Annotated in this window: 24 protein-coding genes; 5 read left to right on the top strand and 19 right to left on the bottom strand. The window is 59.8% G+C overall.

What is annotated here, in order from left to right:
- Nucleotides 1–106: 106 nt before the first annotated feature.
- From FKG95_RS14290 to FKG95_RS14255, 8 genes are all read right to left on the bottom strand, one after another.
- Nucleotides 107–475, bottom strand: a complete 369-nt coding sequence (locus FKG95_RS14290; protein ID WP_142897038.1) for a histidine triad nucleotide-binding protein — start codon at nucleotides 473–475, stop codon at nucleotides 107–109.
- A 92-nt stretch (nucleotides 476–567) separates the two neighbouring features.
- Nucleotides 568–915: a phosphoribosyl-ATP diphosphatase gene (locus tag FKG95_RS14285; RefSeq protein ID WP_142897037.1), complete on the bottom strand. Its 348-nt coding sequence runs from the start codon at nucleotides 913–915 to the stop codon at nucleotides 568–570.
- A gap of 186 nt (nucleotides 916–1,101) precedes the next feature.
- Nucleotides 1,102–1,872 carry an imidazole glycerol phosphate synthase subunit HisF gene (gene hisF / locus FKG95_RS14280; protein WP_142897036.1) on the bottom strand — a complete coding sequence of 257 codons (771 nt, stop codon included), beginning with the start codon at nucleotides 1,870–1,872 and terminating at the stop codon, nucleotides 1,102–1,104.
- A gap of 10 nt (nucleotides 1,873–1,882) precedes the next feature.
- Nucleotides 1,883–2,629, bottom strand: a complete 747-nt coding sequence (hisA, locus tag FKG95_RS14275) for a 1-(5-phosphoribosyl)-5-[(5-phosphoribosylamino)methylideneamino]imidazole-4-carboxamide isomerase (RefSeq protein ID WP_142897035.1) — start codon at nucleotides 2,627–2,629, stop codon at nucleotides 1,883–1,885.
- 105 nt (nucleotides 2,630–2,734) lie between these two features.
- Nucleotides 2,735–3,304, bottom strand: a complete 570-nt coding sequence (locus tag FKG95_RS14270) for a GNAT family N-acetyltransferase (RefSeq protein ID WP_142897034.1) — start codon at nucleotides 3,302–3,304, stop codon at nucleotides 2,735–2,737.
- Complete coding sequence (gene hisH / locus FKG95_RS14265; protein ID WP_142897033.1) at nucleotides 3,304–3,948, bottom strand: imidazole glycerol phosphate synthase subunit HisH; 645 nt, start codon at nucleotides 3,946–3,948, stop codon at nucleotides 3,304–3,306. The genes FKG95_RS14270 and hisH overlap by 1 nt, the downstream gene beginning before the upstream one ends.
- 139 nt (nucleotides 3,949–4,087) lie before the next feature.
- Nucleotides 4,088–4,675 (bottom strand): imidazoleglycerol-phosphate dehydratase HisB, encoded by a 588-nt coding sequence (gene hisB, locus FKG95_RS14260; protein WP_142897032.1) that lies wholly within the window; start codon nucleotides 4,673–4,675, stop codon nucleotides 4,088–4,090.
- Complete coding sequence (locus FKG95_RS14255; protein WP_142897031.1) at nucleotides 4,611–4,997, bottom strand: hypothetical protein; 387 nt, start codon at nucleotides 4,995–4,997, stop codon at nucleotides 4,611–4,613. The genes hisB and FKG95_RS14255 overlap by 65 nt, the downstream gene beginning before the upstream one ends.
- On the opposite strand from FKG95_RS14255, the gene hslV reads away from it, so the two are divergent.
- Both hslV and hslU read left to right on the top strand, forming a co-directional pair.
- Nucleotides 4,996–5,568, top strand: coding sequence for an ATP-dependent protease subunit HslV (hslV, locus tag FKG95_RS14250; protein WP_142897030.1), 573 nt, complete (start codon nucleotides 4,996–4,998; stop codon nucleotides 5,566–5,568). The two genes, FKG95_RS14255 and hslV, sit on opposite strands and share 2 nt — an antisense overlap.
- An 82-nt stretch (nucleotides 5,569–5,650) precedes the next feature.
- Nucleotides 5,651–6,991: an ATP-dependent protease ATPase subunit HslU gene (gene hslU / locus FKG95_RS14245; RefSeq protein WP_142897029.1), complete on the top strand. Its 1,341-nt coding sequence runs from the start codon at nucleotides 5,651–5,653 to the stop codon at nucleotides 6,989–6,991.
- Nucleotides 6,992–6,998: 7 nt separating this feature from the next.
- On the opposite strand, the gene FKG95_RS14240 is transcribed toward hslU, so the two are convergent.
- The 7 genes from FKG95_RS14240 to FKG95_RS14210 form a co-directional block, all read right to left on the bottom strand.
- Nucleotides 6,999–7,361, bottom strand: a complete 363-nt coding sequence (locus tag FKG95_RS14240) for a helix-turn-helix domain-containing protein (RefSeq protein WP_142897028.1) — start codon at nucleotides 7,359–7,361, stop codon at nucleotides 6,999–7,001.
- A 90-nt stretch (nucleotides 7,362–7,451) separates the two neighbouring features.
- Nucleotides 7,452–8,081, bottom strand: a complete 630-nt coding sequence (locus FKG95_RS14235) for a Smr/MutS family protein (RefSeq protein WP_246116779.1) — start codon at nucleotides 8,079–8,081, stop codon at nucleotides 7,452–7,454.
- A gap of 68 nt (nucleotides 8,082–8,149) precedes the next feature.
- The gene (locus FKG95_RS14230) at nucleotides 8,150–8,857 is read right to left on the bottom strand and encodes a LutC/YkgG family protein (RefSeq protein ID WP_142897027.1); all 708 of its coding nucleotides are present in this window, start codon (nucleotides 8,855–8,857) and stop codon (nucleotides 8,150–8,152) included.
- Nucleotides 8,854–10,287: a LutB/LldF family L-lactate oxidation iron-sulfur protein gene (locus FKG95_RS14225; protein WP_142897026.1), complete on the bottom strand. Its 1,434-nt coding sequence runs from the start codon at nucleotides 10,285–10,287 to the stop codon at nucleotides 8,854–8,856. Before FKG95_RS14225 ends, FKG95_RS14230 begins: the two co-directional genes overlap by 4 nt.
- A 5-nt stretch (nucleotides 10,288–10,292) precedes the next feature.
- Entirely contained in the window at nucleotides 10,293–11,081 is a 789-nt protein-coding gene (locus FKG95_RS14220; RefSeq protein ID WP_142897025.1) for a (Fe-S)-binding protein, read from the bottom strand.
- A 271-nt stretch (nucleotides 11,082–11,352) separates the two neighbouring features.
- Entirely contained in the window at nucleotides 11,353–12,558 is a 1,206-nt protein-coding gene (gene mltA / locus FKG95_RS14215) for a murein transglycosylase A (protein WP_246116778.1), read from the bottom strand.
- Between the two features lie 151 nt (nucleotides 12,559–12,709).
- Entirely contained in the window at nucleotides 12,710–13,438 is a 729-nt protein-coding gene (locus tag FKG95_RS14210; protein ID WP_142897023.1) for a Tim44/TimA family putative adaptor protein, read from the bottom strand.
- A 228-nt stretch (nucleotides 13,439–13,666) separates the two neighbouring features.
- Here FKG95_RS14210 and FKG95_RS14205 point away from each other — a divergent pair, with 228 nt between their 5' ends.
- The 3 genes from FKG95_RS14205 to secB all read left to right on the top strand — a co-directional run bounded on the left by FKG95_RS14205 (nucleotide 13,667) and on the right by secB (nucleotide 15,428).
- The gene (locus FKG95_RS14205; RefSeq protein WP_142897022.1) at nucleotides 13,667–14,236 is read left to right on the top strand and encodes an FxsA family protein; all 570 of its coding nucleotides are present in this window, start codon (nucleotides 13,667–13,669) and stop codon (nucleotides 14,234–14,236) included.
- Nucleotides 14,236–14,766, top strand: a complete 531-nt coding sequence (locus FKG95_RS14200) for a histidine phosphatase family protein (RefSeq protein WP_142897021.1) — start codon at nucleotides 14,236–14,238, stop codon at nucleotides 14,764–14,766. The genes FKG95_RS14205 and FKG95_RS14200 overlap by 1 nt, the downstream gene beginning before the upstream one ends.
- 128 nt (nucleotides 14,767–14,894) lie before the next feature.
- On the top strand, nucleotides 14,895–15,428 hold the full coding sequence (gene secB / locus FKG95_RS14195) for a protein-export chaperone SecB (RefSeq protein WP_142897020.1): 534 nt from the start codon (nucleotides 14,895–14,897) through the stop codon (nucleotides 15,426–15,428).
- A gap of 170 nt (nucleotides 15,429–15,598) precedes the next feature.
- Here secB and dnaQ read toward each other — a convergent pair whose 3' ends face one another.
- The 4 genes from dnaQ to FKG95_RS14175 are packed head-to-tail and all read right to left on the bottom strand — an operon-like array spanning nucleotide 15,599 to nucleotide 18,414.
- Complete coding sequence (dnaQ, locus tag FKG95_RS14190; RefSeq protein WP_142897019.1) at nucleotides 15,599–16,276, bottom strand: DNA polymerase III subunit epsilon; 678 nt, start codon at nucleotides 16,274–16,276, stop codon at nucleotides 15,599–15,601.
- 16 nt (nucleotides 16,277–16,292) lie between these two features.
- Nucleotides 16,293–16,886 (bottom strand): dephospho-CoA kinase, encoded by a 594-nt coding sequence (gene coaE / locus FKG95_RS14185; RefSeq protein WP_142897018.1) that lies wholly within the window; start codon nucleotides 16,884–16,886, stop codon nucleotides 16,293–16,295.
- A gap of 59 nt (nucleotides 16,887–16,945) precedes the next feature.
- Nucleotides 16,946–17,794 carry a shikimate dehydrogenase gene (locus tag FKG95_RS14180; RefSeq protein ID WP_142897017.1) on the bottom strand — a complete coding sequence of 283 codons (849 nt, stop codon included), beginning with the start codon at nucleotides 17,792–17,794 and terminating at the stop codon, nucleotides 16,946–16,948.
- Complete coding sequence (locus tag FKG95_RS14175; RefSeq protein WP_142897157.1) at nucleotides 17,791–18,414, bottom strand: Maf family protein; 624 nt, start codon at nucleotides 18,412–18,414, stop codon at nucleotides 17,791–17,793. Before FKG95_RS14175 ends, FKG95_RS14180 begins: the two co-directional genes overlap by 4 nt.

Here is an 18,414-nt window from a genome sequence, read left to right as displayed (position 1 = left end):
CCGGACGGACGAGCCTAAACATAAGATGTTAAAAATAATAGACCTTGCCCGGACAGGTTAACAGATCTGCCGACTGCGCCGCGGAAAAGCGGATAGAAGGCGGTGCTTACTTTTCCGAGGGTTTGATCATGCGGCCGAGATCCTTGCCGCCGAAGAGGTGCAGGTGAAAATGAGGCACCTCCTGATGCGCGTCGGCCCCGTGGTTCGCGAGAGCCCGATAGCCCGGCGCGACCAGGCCCAGATCCCGCGCAACTTTCCCGGCAGCCCGCACAAATCCAACGATTTCCTCACCGGAGGCCTGCTCAGAAAAGTCATCGAAGGATACGTAGGCGCCTTTTGGGATCACCAGCACATGAGTCGGGGTCTGCGGGTTGATGTCCCTGAACGCCAGGGCGTATTCATCTTCATAGACTTTGTCGCAGGGAATCTCGCCGCGCAGAATCTTCGCAAAGATGTTACTGTCGTCGTAGGCCATGTTTATCCCGGTTTTCTTCGCTTATCAGTGCGCCGCAGCGGCTGGGTGTGCCAGCAAGTGGCTTCAGTCTACAACATTTTAAACAAGGAGGATCAACCCTCCAAGGCAACACCGCGCGCCGCTTTTTCCGCGATGCCCGAAATCCCCTTGCGTCCTTCGAGCTGCCGCCAGATGTCGTTGGGCGTCAGTCCCCTGGACGCCCAGAGAACCAGGAGATGATAGAGAAGATCGGCAGACTCATCAGCCAATTGCTCGCGGCTGCCGGCGACCCCCTCGATTACCGTCTCCGTCGCCTCTTCACCGACTTTCTGGGCAATTTTGAGAACGCCCTTATTGAAAAGCTTCGCGGTGTGGGATGTCTCCGGATCATCGTCCCGGCGGCTCTCGATGACCTCAAAAAGGTGGTCCAAAACGCGCCCGTCCAGTTCAAGGTCAGTCATCTTTTATCTCTCATCTGCTCTCTGCAAACCGCGTCAATGTGCCCGTGCTCATCGGACGGAACGCGCACTTTCATGACCGCAAAAATGCCGCCGGATAGAAGTAACCCGGGCTAGCTAGACCGCGGCTCCGCGAATTGCAACCGTTTTCAAAATATGCGCGGCAAGGGCCGACGATACGACCTGAAGCTACAGCCCGTCGGATAAGCGTACCGGAATACCGTCCTTTTCCATATAGGCTTTGGCTTCTGCGATCGAGAATTCACCAAAGTGAAATATTGAAGCGGCCAGAACGGCACTCGCGTGACCATCCCGTACACCGGCGCTTAAATGGTCCAGTGTCCCGACACCGCCGGAGGCAATCACCGGAACCGGCACGGCGTCAGCCACAGCGCGCGTCAAGGCGATGTTGTAGCCCTGTTTGGTGCCGTCACGGTCCATGGACGTCAGAAGGATCTCGCCAGCGCCGTATTCGGCCATCCGCTGTGACCAGGCAACCGCGTCAATCCCGGTTGCTTCCCGGCCCCCATGAGTGAAAATCTCGAAACGCGCCTCGGAGACCTGCTTTGCATCAACCGCAACAACCACGCACTGGGACCCGAACTTTTCCGCAGCTTCACGCACGAAATCGGGATTGTGCACCGCCGCGGTATTGATCGAAACCTTGTCCGACCCCGCCAGCAGAAGCCGGCGGATATCCTCTATTTCCCGGACACCTCCACCAACGGTCAGCGGCATGAAACAGGCTTCAGCGGTGCGCGATACCACATCGAGCATGGTATCACGCTTCTCGTGACTGGCAGTGATGTCCAGAAAACAGAGTTCGTCGGCGCCAGCGGCATCGTATACCCGCGCCTGTTCAACCGGGTCGCCGGCATCACGCAGGCCGACGAAATTCACCCCTTTGACCACCCGGCCGTCTTTTACGTCAAGGCAGGGGATGACGCGCGCTTTCAACATAAGCTTTCCCTCAGCCCGCCGCTGTGCCGCTTGGTATGGCGCTCAAGGCCAGCGCCGCCGCCGGATTGACCCGGCCGTCATACAGCGCGCGGCCACAGATAACGCCCTCGATGCCACTCTCCTCGACCGCTTTCAGGGCCGCGATATCGTCAAGCGACGCGACCCCACCGGAGGCGATTACGGGTATGGAGATCGCTTCGGCCAGGGCCGCCGTCGCCGGAACATTGGCGCCCTGCAGCAGTCCGTCCCGGTCGATATCCGTGTAAATGATCGCGGCCACTCCGGCATCCTCGAAACCGCGGGCCAGGTCCGTAGCCTCCATCTCGCTCACCTCGGCCCAGCCCTCGACCGCAACGTGGCGTCCACGCGCATCTATGCCAACCACCACTTTGCCCGGGAAGTTCCGGCAAGCTTCCTTGACGAGCTCGGGGTCTTTCACCGCAGCTGTCCCAAGGATGACCCGCTCAATTCCAGCGGATAACCAGTTTTCGATCGTCTTCAGGTCGCGAATACCGCCCCCGAGCTGGATTTTGAGGTCAACCGAGGCGACGATCGCGGCGACAGTCTCGCGATTGACCGGATGTCCCTCAAACGCACCGTTCAAATCCACGACATGAAGCCATTCGAAGCCTGCGGCGTGAAACAGGCGTGCCTGGTCGGCAGGATCACTGTTGAAAACGGTTGCAGTATCCATTTCGCCTTGGCGCAAACGGACAGCTGCGCCGTCCTTCAAATCAATCGCCGGAAATATGATCATAGTCTCGCGCTTTTCTCTTAGATCCGTGGGGTCTCTGGGGTCCGTAGGGGTTCCAAACAGCGCGCCCTCGCATCGCTCGGCGGGCTGACTGCTTCGGTTGGAAGCTTACAGATTGCCCGTCAGGTCCTTGGTGTAAAAGTAACCGGTGACCCACTCGCCATCGACCTGCGCGTATTGGGGATGCTCGCCCCAACGGCGGAAACCAAGCTGGTCGTAAATCTGAATGGCCCGGTCCTGAGTTGCCCGCACATCAAGGTTCAGGACCTTCAGCCCGCTGTCCCGCGCCGCCGTCTCGGTCCGTTCGACCATCATGCGCGCCAAACCGTGCCCGCGTGCCCAGGGCGCAAGGAAGAAGGTCGTCAGTTGTCCCCCAAAACCCTGCGCTTCATTGTTGCGGGGCGGGCGGACAAGTTGAGCTGACCCGGCAATGGTCCCATCCAGGCGGGCGACGAAAAGCTGCCGCTCGGGAACCAGCAGAACACCGCGCCAATAGGTCTCCATGACATGACGGGGAGGCGGCGTCAGCCATCCAAAGCCACCGCCATCCAGAATTGCAGCCTCCGCCGCATCGCAGAGATCGTGCATATCGGGGCCCTCAAAGCCTTCGAGACGATCAACCACGACGCTTGGCGGGCGCCCTTTATTCGTTTGGGAATTGACACCGGACACTGACATTATGGGGTCCATTTCAAAAAGTTTCCCAGCAGCTGTAAACCGGCTGTCTGGCTTTTTTCGGGATGAAACTGGGTACCGACCAGATTGTCGCGACCAACCACAGCCGTCACGCGCCCGCCGTAGTCAACGGTCGCGAGCACCTGATCCTGCGCGTTGGGTACCAGATGGTAACTATGAACGAAGTACACATGGGGATGTTGCCCCATTCCCGCCAGCACAGGATGCTTCCGGCCGGTAAATTCAAGTTGGTTCCAGCCCATGTGAGGCACCTTGAGTGCGGTGTCTGTGGGCGTCATCGCAACGACTTCGCCCGGAATCCAGCCAAGACCTTCGCAATCTCCGTGCTCGCGCCCAACGCTCGCCATCAGCTGCATTCCGACGCAGATGCCCAGGAAAGGCCGTGCGGCGCGAATGACCCGCTCTTCCAGAGTATCCACCATCCCCGGAAGCGCCCCCAGGCCTTTGCGGCAATCGGCGAACGCCCCGACACCAGGAAGCACGATCCGGTCGGCGAGGCGCACGACTTCCGGGTCCGAGGTCACGGTGATTCGGGCGGAAAGACCAGCCTCGAAGGCCGCGCGCTCCAAGGCCTTTGCCGCAGAGTGCAAATTGCCCGAGCCGTAATCGATGAGGGCAACGGTCATGATCGAATAACTCTCCCAAAGAAAAGGCTGGCTCCAATAGGCCGAAGCTTTCGGCAGACTGAACGCCCGGAAAATACGGCTGCGCGGTAAACAGACGCTTGATGCGCCAAAAGAGCCGTGATCTAGAGACTGCCCTTATTTAGAGGCTGCCCTTGGTGGACGGAACCGCATCGGCCTTGCGTGGGTCGATTGCAATCGCCTCGCGAAGCGCACGGGCCAGGGCTTTGTAACTCGATTCGACGATATGGTGGTTGTTCGTGCCGTAGAGATTCTCCACGTGCAGCGTCAGACCTGCATTTTGCGCAAAAGCCTGAAACCACTCTTTAAAGAGCTCCGTATCCATTTCACCCAGCTTGTCGCGGCTGAAATCGACCTTCCAGATCAGATAAGGGCGGTTCGAGGCATCGAGCGCGACCCGGGTCAGGGTTTCATCCATCGGAATCAGCGCCGATCCATAACGCCAGATACCTTTTCGGTCGCCCAGAGCCTTTGAAAAGGCCTGTCCAAGTGCGATTCCGGTGTCTTCGGTCGTGTGATGGAAGTCGATGTGCAGGTCGCCCTTCGCCCGCAGCGTGATGTCGATCAGGCTATGGCGCGAGAGCTGTTCAAGCATATGATCAAGAAACCCGATGCCGGTCTCGATATCGTATACGCCACTGCCATCAAGATTGATTGTGGCGGAAATCTGGGTTTCCTGCGTGTTTCGCTCGACGCTCGCTTGGCGCATCGGCTTGTCCTTCCATCGGGTGCTTTGTTGCGTATCTGGCATACGCCTTCCTGGCTTCCTGGTCAGGTTGCGGCCGAACGGGCGCACAATCAGGCCGGAAGCCGGGCTCTTTTATCAGGAAGCCGCCCTCGCCGCCAATAAAGAACAGCGGAAATCCAAGACAAAAAGCCAGACATTTGCCACAGGGCAGGCAGCAAAAGGCCCTGGCGCCGTCGATTGCATAACCCATCGACGTGTTTTCCAGCGCCGGCATTCGCCATAGACGCGAATCTTTCAGCTTCTTCTTGAACGCGCGGCGAAGTTGGACCATTTCTGTTGCCATGTCACAGAGTCAAATTCCTCAATGGCGAGGCACCACGATTTTGTCCGTGCGCAAGGGCGACCAAGTGGTGATCGCGGGTGATGGCCAGGTCAGCCTGGGCAACACCGTCATCAAATCGAACGCCCGCAAGCTGCGGCGCCTGGGCAAAGACCAGGTCATCGCCGGATTTGCAGGCGCAACCGCCGACGCCTTTACGCTTTTTGAGCGGCTGGAGGCCAAGCTGGACAGCTATCCGGGACAACTTACCCGAGCCTGCGTCGAGTTGGCGAAGGACTGGCGGACGGACCGCTACTTGCGCCGTCTGGAGGCGATGATGGCGGTGGCGGATTCCGAGACCTCCCTTGTGCTCACGGGCACCGGTGACGTGCTGGAGCCGGAAGACGGTCTGATCGGGATCGGTTCAGGCGGAAACTACGCACTCTCCGCGGCGCGCGCGCTGATCGACGTCGAAGGCCTCGATGCCGAGGCCATCGCGCGCAAATCCATGTCGGTCGCGGCAGATATCTGCATTTATACCAACAACAACATCCTGCTCGAGAGTCTGTCCTCCAAAAGCCCGTCCTCGAAATGACGGAAACGCCGCGGCGTGGACCGAGCGGCGCGATCAACAGGACCCGATCAGTGAACCTCAGCCCCTTTAAGGCCAAGCCAAAATGAGCAGCACCAAGTCTTCCCAATCCCACGCCAGCGCTTTCTCGCCGCGAGAGATCGTCTCCGAGCTCGACCGTTATATCGTCGGTCAAAACGACGCCAAGCGGGCCGTGGCCATTGCCCTGCGCAATCGCTGGCGCCGTCAGCAGCTGTCCCCGGAACTGCGCGAGGAAGTGTTGCCCAAGAACATCCTCATGATCGGTCCGACCGGCGTTGGTAAGACGGAAATCGCCCGCCGCCTGGCGAAACTGGCCCAGGCCCCTTTCCTGAAGGTGGAAGCCACCAAATTCACCGAAGTCGGCTACGTCGGGCGCGACGTGGAGCAGATCATCCGCGATCTCGTCGAGGTCTCGATCCACACGACCCGTGAAAAGCTGCGCGCCGAGGTGAAGGCCCAGGCTGAACTCCATGCGGAAGAGCGGGTTTTGAACGCCCTGGTCGGCGAAAATGCGAGCGCGGACACCCGGGCGAAGTTCCGCAAAATGCTGCGGGAGGGCGATCTCGACGAAAAAGAGATCGAAATCGACGTCGCGGATACCGGCGGGATGCAGCTGCCGACCATGGATATTCCCGGGATGCCGGGCGCGAGCATGGGCATGCTCAATCTCAATGACATCTTCGGCAAGGCCATGGGCGGCCGCACCAAGAAGCGCCGGATGAAAGTGTCGGAGAGCTATGACATTCTGATCGCCGAAGAGAGCGACAAGCTGCTGGATGAAGAATCCGTCGTTTCAGACGCAGTCGACAACGTCGAACAGCACGGCATCGTCTTCCTGGACGAGATCGATAAGATTACGGCCCGCTCGGAGCGGGCCGGCGCCGACGTCAGCCGGGAAGGCGTTCAGCGCGATCTATTGCCTTTGATCGAAGGGACAACCGTCGCCACCAAGCACGGCGCGGTGAAAACCGACCACATTCTTTTTGTGGCCTCCGGCGCATTCCACCTCTCCAAACCCTCGGACATGCTGCCCGAACTTCAGGGCCGTCTGCCGATCCGCGTGGAGCTGAATCCGCTGACCCGCGATGACTTCAAGCTGATCCTGACAGAGCCCGAAAACAGCCTGATCATCCAGTATAAAGCCTTGATCGGGACGGAAGATGTAACCCTGGAGTTCGAAGACCCCGCGATCGACGAACTGGCGGATCTGGCCGCGGAAATCAACAGCACGGTCGAGAATATCGGCGCACGGCGTCTGCATACGGTGCTGGAAAAACTGCTCGATGAGATTTCTTTCACCGCGACCGACCGGGGCGGGGAAACCATCACCATCACCGCTGACTATGTCCGGGAGAAAGTCTCGGAACTGGCCAAGAACACCGATCTCTCGAAGTTCATTCTATAGAGATTTCTTAAGTCGAAGCGGCATCGTCCATCACGGCGAGTAAGCGTTCGATCGTTTCGTTATCGTAACGGCTAATCTCATCGGACAGACGGTTTGCTAAAACAGTTGCCTGTGGCGAGAGCCCGGCCGTGTCGACCGTGACCCGCGGATGGGAGAGGTTGGCCAGGCTCTGGAGCTCCTCGGCATCGTCCCAGATGATATTGAGATACTGGCACACCCTGTGGACGAAGCGGCGGTTCGGGCGGCTGCGGTGGCCATGCTCGACAGCCGAGAGATACGCGGACGAAACGCCGAGGCCCTCCGCCATTTGCTTGAGGCTCAAGTTACGCTCGGCCCGCAAAGCCCGGAGTTTTTCGCCAAAAGGGGTCACAGGAAGCCTCTCGGTCCATTAACTCGATCCCGGTTTATAGTGAGATTTACTCTTTAAAATCAAGACCCATTGAAGGCGGCCAGCAGGGACTCACTTCCGCTTTCCGTCCCGCCGGCGTTTCAGCAGTACGTAAAGCGCCCCGGTCCCGCCGTGACTTTGCTGGGCATAGTTGAAGGCGATGATCCGTTCACGATTGCCCGGCTCGTTCAGCCAGTTCGGCACCTGATTTCGCAGCACGCCGCCGGATTCCTTGGCGATCCCCTTGCCCGTGATGACCAGAACGCAACGCAGTCCTGCGGCTTCCGAGCGCTGAATAAAGCGGTTGAGGGCGCCATGGGCCTGAGCCTGGGACATGCCGTGGAGATCAAGGGTCGCCTCGATGGCCATCTTGCCGCGCTTGAGGCGTTCGGCATTTCGCCGGTCCAGACCCGCCGTTGAACCATGGGCCAGAAGCTCCGCGCGCCCGTGGGGCGGGGCGGGGGTGTTTTGTGCGCGCAGGGGGAGTTGCGGGGATGATTCCGATTTGCGGGGCTTGGGTTTTTCACTTGGCTTCCGGGACAGAGCTTCCTCGTCACCACGCATCATCTCGGCAAAAGCGCCGGCCCCGAAGTCACGTCCCTTGAGAGGTACGGTGTCGCGATTGACGTGGCGCCAGAGGTCCCGGTCCTCTGCAGACAGGCCGCTGGGCCGCTTCGCTTTAGGTTTGCGCCGATCGTTCATCTTGCTTGAGGCGAGCCTTGCGTAGGGTTTTGGGCCGCGTCGACGCGGCGTACCCTCCAATAGCCGCTTCAGCCAGCGCTGTCACCACTCTCTGCGTTGCCATCCTCGACGATGATCACATGCAAACGCCGCGGTCCATGCGCGCCCAGTTCGATCTTCTGCTCGATATCGCCGGTCCTCGACGGACCGGAGATCATGTTGAGCGTACGGGGCATGGTGCCATTGCCGAAAGCCTTGCGCAGTCTGGCCCAACCCTCTTCGTAGGCGCCGACCACCTGAGAAGACCGCAGCACAACAATATGGTTTTCCGGAAGAAAATTCAGGGTCGTGGGGCCCTCGGGTCCGGAATGGAGCATCAGGGTTCCGGTTTCTGCAACAGCGGCAAAAGCGCCGGTTACCGAAACCTGATCCGGCTCGCGCGCCGGGCCGGTGGAAACTTTCAGCAGGCTCTGGTCATCCCATCCCAGGGCCAGCAGTTCCTTCGACGGGGCCAGCCGGACCTCCTGAGGAAGATTTCGCGTTTTGAGGTAATCGATCACTTCGCCTGGCACTTCGTCCAGGGAACCAACGCGCTTTACCGTTGCGGAAAGCTCGATCAGCATGGATTCCATCAGATCGACCTGAGCGGGGTGGGGCAGACGCGAGCGCTCGGGAATCAAATTGGCTTTGGGGTCCGACAGGCGCTGCGCCAGCTCGTCAGGACGATCGCCGGACGGATTGTTTTTCTTCAGGGACTGCTTCACCGCCCCCAGAATCTGCTCGCGGGCCGTCGTCATTCTGCGGCCCTCCCGTTTTTTTGTTTCTCGGCCCAAAGCTGCTGAAAGGTCTTCCCCTGAGGCGCGGGCAGGTCACGATACTTGGTCCAGCCACCCGCAAGCGGCAGCGACGTGAAGCGCCCCCGGCGGCGGCCCAGCGCTGCGAGCGCCCTGATGCCAAGCCCGGCCAGACGGTGATAGAGAGCAGGGCGGCGGGCCATAAAGGCCCAGACACCGAGGCCGCTGCGGACGGATTTCGGGGTCAGATGCCGCTCGAACTCCCGTTCACGCCAGTGCCGCATCATCTTGGGCAGGGGAATACGCACCGGACAGACGCTTTCGCAGCGTCCGCAGAAGGTCGAGGCATTGGGCAGGTGCCCGGCTTCCTCAACCCCGATCAGGTTCGGTGTCAGAACAGCGCCCATAGGACCCGGATAGACCCACCCATAGGAGTGGCCGCCAACCGCGTGGTAGACCGGGCAGTGGTTCATGCAGGCGCCGCAGCGGATACAGCGCAGCATATCCTGAAACTCGCTGCCGAGCATGGAAGAGCGGCCATTGTCGAGCAGGATAACGTGATATTCCTCCGGACCGTCGGGATCCTCGGCGCGGCGCGGACCGGTGGAGAGGGTGGTGTAGGCGGAGAACTCCTGCCCGGTCGCCGACCGGGCCAGAACGCGCAGGATCGTCGAGGCATCCTCCAGGTTCGGAACGACCTTCTCGATGCTGGCGATCACGATGTGAATCTTGGGCAAAGACTGGGTCAGATCGCCGTTACCCTCATTAGTGACGATGATTGAGGTTCCGGTTTCGGCAATCAGGAAGTTTGCACCCGTGATTCCGACATCCGCATCCAGATAGCGCTGGCGCAGGATCTGCCGAGCCTCGTTCACCAGGTCGGTCGGCTCGCTCAGGGAACGCTCCGCCGGGAGATGCTGATGCTGCGCCCGGAAGTCCGCTTCAACCTGTTCCTTGCTGACATGAACAGCCGGCGCGATGATATGGCTGGGCGGTTCCTTACGGAGCTGGATGATATACTCGCCCAGGTCGGTCTCGACCACGGTCATGCCGGCTTCTTCGAGGTGGTCGTTGAGGGCAATTTCCTCGGAAATCATGGACTTGCCCTTCGTCACCGTCTTCGCACCGGCACGCTCGCAGATGTCCAGGATCGCCTTGCGGGCGTCTTCCGCGGTCGGTGCCCAATGCACCTGGCCGCCTGTCTCGAGCACCTTGGCTTCGTAGCGTTCGAGATAGAAATCCAGGTTGGCGAGGCTGTGGTTCTTGATGTCGCGCGCCGCATCGCGCAGGGCTTCGAATTCCGGCAGCCGGGCGGCGGCGGCGAGACGTTTCCCGGTAAAGCCCACCTTCATCTTCGCCATGGCGGCCTGAATGTTGGGATCGGCGATCGCCTCGCGGGCGTTTTCCTTGAAGCTATGGGACCTCGATTGCATCGCCTTCAGTTCCCTCCATTCCGGTTATCACCTTCCGCCGCACCAATCGCCGGCGTATCGGTCATATCAGCCAAAACCTCGGCCACATGCCGGACCTGGACGTCCGATCCGCTGCGCTGCAGCTTGCCGGCCATGTTCATCAGACAGCCCAGGTCGCCCGCAAGCAGAGTCTGCGCGCCGGTGGCCTCGATACTCCCTGTCTTGCTGGTGACCATGGTGTTGGAAATATCGGGGTACTTGACGCAAAAGGTGCCACCGAAGCCACAGCAGATGTCCGCATCCGACAACTCAACAAGAGATAGAGCGTTAACGCTCGAGAGCAACTTCCGGGGCTGGTCCCGGACCCCGAGTTCGCGCAGGCCGGAACAGGAATCATGATAGGTGACCGTCTGTGGGAATGCCGCCTCAACGTCGGAGAGTTCCATCACGTCGGTCAAAAAGGAGATCAGCTCAAAGGTCCGCGCGGAGAGTTCCTCTGCCTTTGCCAGCTGCTCAGGTTCCTTTTCGAAAAGCTCCGGGTAGTGCTTTTTGATCATGGCGGCGCAGGAGCCGGAGGGAGCAACCACGTAATCAAAGCCCTGAAAAGCCTCGATAACCTGAAGCGCGATCGCGCGGGTATCGGCTTTATCACCGGAGTTGTAAGCCGGCTGTCCGCAACAGGTCTGCAGTTCGGGAACCTCGATCCGGCAACCCGCCGCTTCGAGAAGCTTGACCGCGGCAAATCCGACGCTTGGCCGGAAAAGGTCTACCAGACAGGTCACGAATAAACCGACGCGCGGTTCGGGCTTCGACATGCTGTTCAAATCCTCCCTGACAAGCTGACAATCGTCGGCAAAGGCCGGCCTGCTTGCGCTCCAGCGCTTGCGCGATCCTCTTATTCTGTGACGTAAGGCTTTTCACGCTTTGCAGTGTTTCAAGGTAGAGCGATCAGACCCCCGCAGCAACGCTCCCTTTTTGTTGGAGCGCGCAGGACGCCATCGCTCGCTGCAAAATTGGTAATACCACTTTTGCAGACGCGTCGTCACGGTGTTTTAGGATCTTCGTTTTTAGGCCCTGAGCGAGCGGTCAGCTCCCGGTGGCACGCCGTGCGGCGACCGACTTGGGCAGCAAGAGATAATAGCTGCCGCGCTGTTTCATCCGTCCTGCCTCCGCCAGTGCCGGATCCCCGGCACCCCAGAAGAAATCGCCCCGCACGGCCCCCTTGATGGCACTGCCGGTGTCTTGCGCCACCATCAGGCGCCGGAGCGGCCGGGGGTTCGAAGCCGAACTTCCGGGCCAGGTGGTATCCAGAAAAACCGGGGCGCCGAGCGGCATGAAGGAGGGGTCGATCGCAAGGCTGCGCCGGGGTGTGAGGGCGACACCCTGGGCGCCAATCGGACCCTCACCCTCAATCTTTCGGAAGAAGATGTAACGCGGGTTGCGCTGCATCAGCTCGGTCGCCTGATCCGGATTGTTGCGCAGCCACTCGCGGATCGACTGCATGGAGGCATTCGCCCGGGATACGTACCCTTCGTCGATCAGCAGGCGCCCGATCGCGACAAAGGGCAAACCGTTGGAACCGTCAAATCCGACCCGCATCGTCGAGCCATCCGGCAAAAGGACTTTTCCCGAGCCCTGGATGTGCAGGAAAAAGACATCGATCGGATCCGCAGCCCAGAGAAGCTCGAGATTGGCGCCGTCGATCACGCCGTTGTCGATTTCGTCCCGGGCGTGATAAGGAACCAGGCGGCCGTCCTGAACCCGTCCGGCGACTCTCTTGCCGCTCAGATCCTTGTCGAAATGCCGCAGATCCACCGTCACAAGGTCATTGGGGCGCTTGTAGAGAGGCGTGTCGTAGCCGCTACCCGGAAAGAGAGCTCCCCGCAACTCCGCTTCGTAATAGCCTGTGAAGAGGCCGGTGTCTTTGTCTCCGTACATAACCTTGAAAGGCACAAAGAGCTGTTCGACAAGGTTGCGGAAGGCGTCGTCACCCGAATCAGAACCGGCCCCGGAGAAGTCAGCAATCGCAGCACAGGGCGCCCGCCAATCCATCACCGTTCCGCCAACGGCCCCACGCCCCACCTCGCGATCATCCGGAGCGCGCAACAGCCGGTCGCAGGAGCGAATGAGAGCTGGAAGCGCCTCGGCGACCTTGTCTTCACGCCAACCCGGTAACTGATCGTAGGTCGAGGTTTCCAAAAGAAACTGAGGAGGTTCCGGCATGGCCTTCGGCGGCTCTTCCGGTGCGCGTGGCTCACACGCCGCCAAGGCCAGCACCAGAAGGCCCGCCATAGTCCCGCGAATCCCAAAACAGGAGGGTTTCATGGATAGAATGCCGGATTTTCGTGATGTAAGGGAGGGAATGGATCTTCTATCGGCGCCCTGGGCGCGCAGTTCGGACAACGCCTTCATTGCTCCACCAAGCCCGCGCCCCCGCTAAAAATCAATTGGGGCTTCGGGTCGCAACCAATGCCCAGTTCGGATCACGACTGCTGGTGTTCCGGGCAAAGGTCCAAATGTCCGTGATCTTAGTCACGTGATTGGGGTCGCCCTCGACTGTTTCGCCGTTGGCATCGCGGGTCACATTGACCTGGTCCGAGACAAACTTGAGCGTGACGAAAGCCGTCCGGCCCTGGAGCTCGGCCTCGATAATCTCGGATTTTTCAATGCCGATCAGTGTCGTCTCGAGCGTATGGTTTTGCTTTTCGCGGTTTTCGATCGCGCCGGCGAAGTCATTGTAGACATCGTTGGCCAGGAGCGGCCGGAGCGCATCCGTATCGCCCTGCGCGAAGGCCCCCACGATCATCTCGAAAGCAGAAGAAGCGCCGCCCGCAAAGGACTTTTCGTCGAAACTCGGATCGGCTCGTTTAATTGCGCGGATACCCGGTGCGGTCGACCCCGCTTCATCCCCAGGAGTATCGTCGGCCTGATCCCAAGCTTCGATATCGGGCACGACGTCTTCGATATCGGGTGTCGCCCCGGATGATCTGTCATCGCGCGAACGGTTGGGAAGCTGAACAACCTTGTCGTCGCCCTGATCCTGATTGAAAGGGTCGTATTTAGGCGGCTCTTCATGTCCTGTGCGTTTGCCCAGCGCATTGCGTAAGCGCACCACGCAGAAAATCGCGAGCGCCGCGAGCAGAATGATGTCTAGACCGAATCCGTTGCCCATATATCCAACCAAAAGTTCCGCGGCGCGCTTTTAAGCGTGACGAACCGCGTCGGAACAAATCAAACTGGAAACCACCCTGAGAAAAAACAATCCCGTTCAGCAGTTGTCCGTGTCGCGTGGCGAGCTCCAGCTCTTGAAAGTCTGAGATTCTTCAGCAAGTCCAAAACAGGCGGTCGACGACGAACTCCAATGCATTGTAAATAGGGAATAGTTAAGGAAAGAGCAAGTATGGCTATCCTATTACTCGCCGCATTTATCGGCGTGCCGCTGCTGGAAATCGCCGTTTTCATCGAAGTGGGCGACAGGCTCGGTTTGTGGAACACGCTCGCGGTCGTCATTCTCACGGCCATTATCGGGACATGGTTGCTTAGAATTCAAGGGCTTGCGGCACTGGAACGTGTGCGCAGTCAGATCAACCAGGGTGTCCTGCCCACCAAGGAACTCTTCGATGGTCTCTGTCTGCTGTTTGCCGGCGCGCTTCTCCTGACGCCCGGATTTGTCACAGATACAATCGGCTTTGCCCTCTTCGTGCCGCAGGTTCGCAATGTCCTGCGGCACTGGATTGGCCGTAGACTTGAACTCTCCATGACCGCGAGCACGATGGGAAGGCACCCGGGAGGCGGCATGGGTGAACAGCCGGGAAAGCCCGGTCCGCATGGCAGCAGGCACAGCTCCGACCGCACCCGCGGCGGGGACATCATTGAAGGGGAATTCGAGGACATGACGGAAAAGGGCAATTCCGAGCCAAAAACTCCGGACGACCAGGACCCTACACCGCCAATGGGGCGATTGAACTGATGATCCTCGTTCGCCACGGTCAATCCGAATTCAACGTTATCTTCGGGGCAACCCGGAAAGATCCGGGCATCATCGATCCCAAGCTGACCGATGAGGGGCGGCGCCAGGCGGAGTCCGCAGGTCACGACCTCACCGGTAAAGGCCTGAAGCGCATCATTGTCAGCCCCTACACACGCACACTCCAGACCGCGGATATCATTGCCGGTATCCTCAATCTGCCCATTACCATCGACAGTCTGATCCGCGAGCATGCGTTCTTCTCCTGTGACATCGGGACGCCCCGCTCGGTGCTGTCACAAGACTGGCCGCATCTGGATTTCGCTGCTCTCTCGGAATCCTGGTGGCCTTCCGACCCGGAAACCGAGGACGACGTCCGGGCCAGGTGCCGCAGCTTTCACAAGAGAATGGCCGGCACCCATGACTGGCCGGAGGTTCTGGTCGTCAGCCACTGGGGCTTCATCCGGGGTTTGACCGGACACGAGGCCAAAAATGGCGAAGTGCTCTCGTTCGACCCAACAGCGGCATCCTGATCGCAGACAGGCGTCTTTTCTGATCCGCAGCCTAGGGGTCCTCAACCTACCTTATCAAGCCTTTGCGAGCGGCTTGTCTGCGTCCTCGATACATGATAGCGAAGCGCCCTGATTAAGGAGTACACGGCATGGCCGAACAGGAAAACGAACAACCACCTCTCGTCATCAACATGCAATACACGAAGGACATGTCCTTCGAGAACCCGAACGCACCCATGGTGTACGGGGAAATTGCCAAGGGTTCACCGGATCTAAGCATCGATATCGATGTGCGGCCGGCCAAACTGCAGGAGCGAACCTTTGAAGTGGTGTTGAATCTTCAGGCGAAGGCCATGAATGGCGACAAGGCCGCTTTTCTTGTCGAGCTGGATTACGCCGGTGTGATTACGATCGGCGAACAGGTGACAAAGCCGGAAGACGTTCAGTATCTGATCATGGTGGACGCGCCGCGTCATCTTTTCCCCTTTGCCCGCCAAATCCTGGCGGAAGCAACGCGGAACGGCGGTTTTCCGCCGCTGGTCATCAACCCGGTGGATTTCCTCAGCCTTTACCAGCAGCGCATGGCGGCCTTTGCGGAGGCGGCTGAAAAAGAAGCGTCGGCAAAGTCCGAGGGCGCTCAGGAGGCTGAAGACTCTTCGAAACCCGAGTCCGCCGAAGCCTAATCCAGGGCCGTTTCAGACATCGAACCGGCATCGCCGGGAGCGGCGGTGCCTCTCTCCCCTCTAAGTCACCAAGTTAGGGGGGATTGCATGTTTTTTCCAACACCTCGAATGGGGTCCGTCCAGGTCGAGAATTCACAGACACTGGATTCTTGACCGAAACATGATCCGGGCTAGTGCCGCCAAATCGGTTCTTTCAGCTTCTCAAGCATCGCGGTGTGAGCCTCGATCTCTTCTGTCGTCGGGCTGTGGGAGCGGGCGGGGCGCAGGATCCGCTTCGCGGTGCTTTGCGTCACCTGCTGCCGAGTAGAAGCGGCTGCATTGAGATCGAAACCCGGTTGGCGTCCGCCGCTCAATTCCAGATACACATCCGCCAACAACTCGCAATCAAGCAAGGCCCCGTGGAAGGTCCGCGATGAGTTGTCGATCTCGAACCTGCGGCAAAGCGCATCGAGATTGACCTGCGCGCCCGGAAAGCGCTGACGGGCGATCGCAACCGTGTCGACGGCCCGCGATACGTCAATTTTGGGCAGTCCACAGGTCTCCAGTTCCGCGTTCAGAAACTTCAGGTCGAACTGCGCATTGTGAATGACCAGGGGGTCGTCACCGATAAAGTCCAGAAACTCCTGAGCTACCTCGGCGAAAACCGGGTGCCCGGCCAGGAACTCCTCGGAGAGACCGTGGATACGCTCCGCCTCTTCAGGCATATCACGCTCGGGATTGATATAGCGCCTGAAGGTCTCACCGGTCGGAACATGGCTGTAGACCTCGAGGCAGGCAATTTCGACGATGCGATGACCTGCATAGGGATCAAGGCCCGTGGTTTCAGTATCGAGAACGATTTCGCGCATAGGGGTTCCTAGTGTCTCAGGCTTGTTGTCGCAAGTTGGCCAGCATGGATCTCAGCTGGCGCAGAGTATCGGCTTTTCCAAGTCCGGTGCGGATCACAAAGTCGGCGCGGCGGCATTTCTCCCGGTCCGGCATCTGCTGGGCCCGGATTTCAGCGAGGCGTTCCGCAGTCATACCAGGACGCGCCATAACGCGTGCAGTTTGAATGAAACGCGGTGCGGACACCACCGCAACCCTGTCGCACATATCCTGACCGCCGGTCTCGAACAATAAAGGGATGTCCAGGACGACGATCGGGCTGCGGCGGCGCGCCTGGCATTGCAGAAACTGCAGGCTCGATCTCCGGACCAACGGATGAAGGATGCTTTCCAGATGCCGTAAGGCCGGAGGATCGCCAAAAACCCGCGCCCCCAATTTGCGCCGATCGACAGCCCCATCGACGACCACGCCGGGAAAGGCGGCTTCTATCGCAGCAACCGCGCGGCCTCTCACGCCCATCAGGCGATGCACGGCGGCATCCGAATCATGAAGAGGAAGGCCAAGGCGGCGCAGCATTTTGCCAGCCGTGGTCTTGCCCATGCCAACCGAGCCGGTCAGTCCGAGGATGGTCATATTCGGGAGCCGCTTGACCCGGATTTGTCCTCTCAGAGGTTTCGTATTACGCAAGTAATTCAAGGTTCCAACATTCGGCTACGCAGGCTTTTCGTGACCTCCGGATTGACCCCGAACCATGCGTGAAAACCGGGCCGGGCCTGGTGCAACAACATACCCAGACCATCCACGGTTTGATTGCCGCGGGCACGGGCGCGGGCCAACAGAGTTGTCTCCAAGGGTGTATAGACGATGTCGTTCACCAGCGCGTCCGGCGAAAGCCTGTCAAGATTGAGCTCCAGATCCGGCTGGCCCGACATGCCCAGACTGCTGCTGTTCACCAGCAAAGCGAGATCGGCGAGAGCGTCGGCCCTCTGATGCCAAGGCACCACTTCGATTTTACCCTCGAAACGCCCAGCTAACTCATCCGCGGCCTGTTCCGCGCGGCTTTGAGTCCGATTGGTGATACGGACCTCGGCAGCTCCGTCGTTCAGCAATGCCGCAACAATGCCCCGGCCCGCACCTCCGGCGCCGATGACCATGGCCGGGCCGGCATCCGACCGGTAGCCCGCCCCAGCACTGCGCAGATTTTCCAGGAATCCAAAAGCGTCCGTGTTGGAGCCGGAGATCCCGTCCTCTGCGAAAACCAGCGTGTTCACCGCACCGATTTTGGTGGCAAAGGGATCAACACGGTCACAGACCCGCAAGGCGGCCTCTTTGTGAGGCACCGTGACATTCGCGCCGCGGAACCCCGCGGCGGCAAGGCCTTTGACTGCCATATCGAAGTTTTCGGGACGGACGGGGAGGGGAAGATAGGCCCCGTCAATCCCGTAGTGATCAAGCCAATGGCCGTGCAGTCTTGGGGAACGGCTGTGGCTGATCGGCCACCCGATCACGCCCGCAGTCAGGGTTTTGCCGCTGTGACTCATTTCGCGACGGCCCCGTGACCCCGAAGAAAATCCAGAAGCGGCAGCAAAGGCAGTCCCAGGATGGAGAAGTAATCGCCCTTGATCCGGGCGAAAAGCTGAATCCCGCGGCCCTCCAGCTGGTAGGCCCCGACCGATGTCAAAGCGTCTTCGCCGACCTGCACCAGATAGTCCTTGATAAAATCATCACTCAGGTTCCGCATGGTCAGAGTGGCCACCTCGTTATGGTGCCACAGGCGCACCCCGTCGCGCACAACACAGACGGAACTCAAGAGAGTGTGGTCTTTATCCCGAAGTGCCACAAGATGTGCCGCGGCATGATCGAGGTCCTCAGGCTTATCAAACCAGACGCCATTGCACTCCAGCATCTGATCGGCTCCGATCACGAGCACACCCGGATAACGGCGCGAGACGCGCTGCGCTTTAAGCTCCGCTAGGGTTTCAGCCGTTTGAGCCGCGCTTGCCCCTTCGGCTTTCAGCGCCAGCTTGATCTCGTCTTCATCGACATGCGCCGCCTCGACGCCGAATTGCAGCCCGGCGTTCGTCAAAAGGCTGCGCCGGGAGGTGCTGCCGGAGGCCAGAATGACAGGAAAGGAACCTCCCCGATTGGGGTCCTGGGTCAT

The organism is Denitrobaculum tricleocarpae (genome assembly GCF_007004665.1).
GTDB lineage: Bacteria > Pseudomonadota > Alphaproteobacteria > Kiloniellales > Kiloniellaceae > Denitrobaculum > Denitrobaculum tricleocarpae.
This window is presented reverse-complemented; position numbering and strand designations above follow the sequence as displayed.

Bases quoted from the DNA above. Each gene is read 5' to 3' on its own strand.
- hisF (WP_142897036.1), bottom strand. From the start codon at position 1,872: ATGTTGAAAGCGCGCGTCATCCCCTGCCTTGACGTAAAAGACGGCCGG.
- hisB (WP_142897032.1), bottom strand. From the start codon at position 4,675: ATGCGCCAAGCGAGCGTCGAGCGAAACACGCAGGAAACCCAGATTTCC.
- FKG95_RS14285 (WP_142897037.1), bottom strand. From the start codon at position 915: ATGACTGACCTTGAACTGGACGGGCGCGTTTTGGACCACCTTTTTGAG.
- FKG95_RS14235 (WP_246116779.1), bottom strand. From the start codon at position 8,081: ATGAACGATCGGCGCAAACCTAAAGCGAAGCGGCCCAGCGGCCTGTCT.
- secB (WP_142897020.1), top strand. From the start codon at position 14,895: ATGGCCGAACAGGAAAACGAACAACCACCTCTCGTCATCAACATGCAA.
- FKG95_RS14225 (WP_142897026.1), bottom strand. From the start codon at position 10,287: ATGCAATCGAGGTCCCATAGCTTCAAGGAAAACGCCCGCGAGGCGATC.
- FKG95_RS14230 (WP_142897027.1), bottom strand. From the start codon at position 8,857: ATGACGACGGCCCGCGAGCAGATTCTGGGGGCGGTGAAGCAGTCCCTG.
- hslV (WP_142897030.1), top strand. From the start codon at position 4,996: ATGTCACAGAGTCAAATTCCTCAATGGCGAGGCACCACGATTTTGTCC.
- mltA (WP_246116778.1), bottom strand. From the start codon at position 12,558: ATGGCGGGCCTTCTGGTGCTGGCCTTGGCGGCGTGTGAGCCACGCGCA.
- hisH (WP_142897033.1), bottom strand. From the start codon at position 3,948: ATGACCGTTGCCCTCATCGATTACGGCTCGGGCAATTTGCACTCTGCG.
- FKG95_RS14180 (WP_142897017.1), bottom strand. From the start codon at position 17,794: ATGAGTCACAGCGGCAAAACCCTGACTGCGGGCGTGATCGGGTGGCCG.
- FKG95_RS14210 (WP_142897023.1), bottom strand. From the start codon at position 13,438: ATGGGCAACGGATTCGGTCTAGACATCATTCTGCTCGCGGCGCTCGCG.
- FKG95_RS14255 (WP_142897031.1), bottom strand. From the start codon at position 4,997: ATGGCAACAGAAATGGTCCAACTTCGCCGCGCGTTCAAGAAGAAGCTG.
- FKG95_RS14270 (WP_142897034.1), bottom strand. From the start codon at position 3,304: ATGTCAGTGTCCGGTGTCAATTCCCAAACGAATAAAGGGCGCCCGCCA.
- FKG95_RS14220 (WP_142897025.1), bottom strand. From the start codon at position 11,081: ATGTCGAAGCCCGAACCGCGCGTCGGTTTATTCGTGACCTGTCTGGTA.
- FKG95_RS14200 (WP_142897021.1), top strand. From the start codon at position 14,236: ATGATCCTCGTTCGCCACGGTCAATCCGAATTCAACGTTATCTTCGGG.
- FKG95_RS14175 (WP_142897157.1), bottom strand. From the start codon at position 18,414: ATGACCCAGGACCCCAATCGGGGAGGTTCCTTTCCTGTCATTCTGGCC.
- dnaQ (WP_142897019.1), bottom strand. From the start codon at position 16,276: ATGCGCGAAATCGTTCTCGATACTGAAACCACGGGCCTTGATCCCTAT.
- coaE (WP_142897018.1), bottom strand. From the start codon at position 16,886: ATGACCATCCTCGGACTGACCGGCTCGGTTGGCATGGGCAAGACCACG.
- hisA (WP_142897035.1), bottom strand. From the start codon at position 2,629: ATGATCATATTTCCGGCGATTGATTTGAAGGACGGCGCAGCTGTCCGT.
- FKG95_RS14205 (WP_142897022.1), top strand. From the start codon at position 13,667: ATGGCTATCCTATTACTCGCCGCATTTATCGGCGTGCCGCTGCTGGAA.
- hslU (WP_142897029.1), top strand. From the start codon at position 5,651: ATGAGCAGCACCAAGTCTTCCCAATCCCACGCCAGCGCTTTCTCGCCG.
- FKG95_RS14290 (WP_142897038.1), bottom strand. From the start codon at position 475: ATGGCCTACGACGACAGTAACATCTTTGCGAAGATTCTGCGCGGCGAG.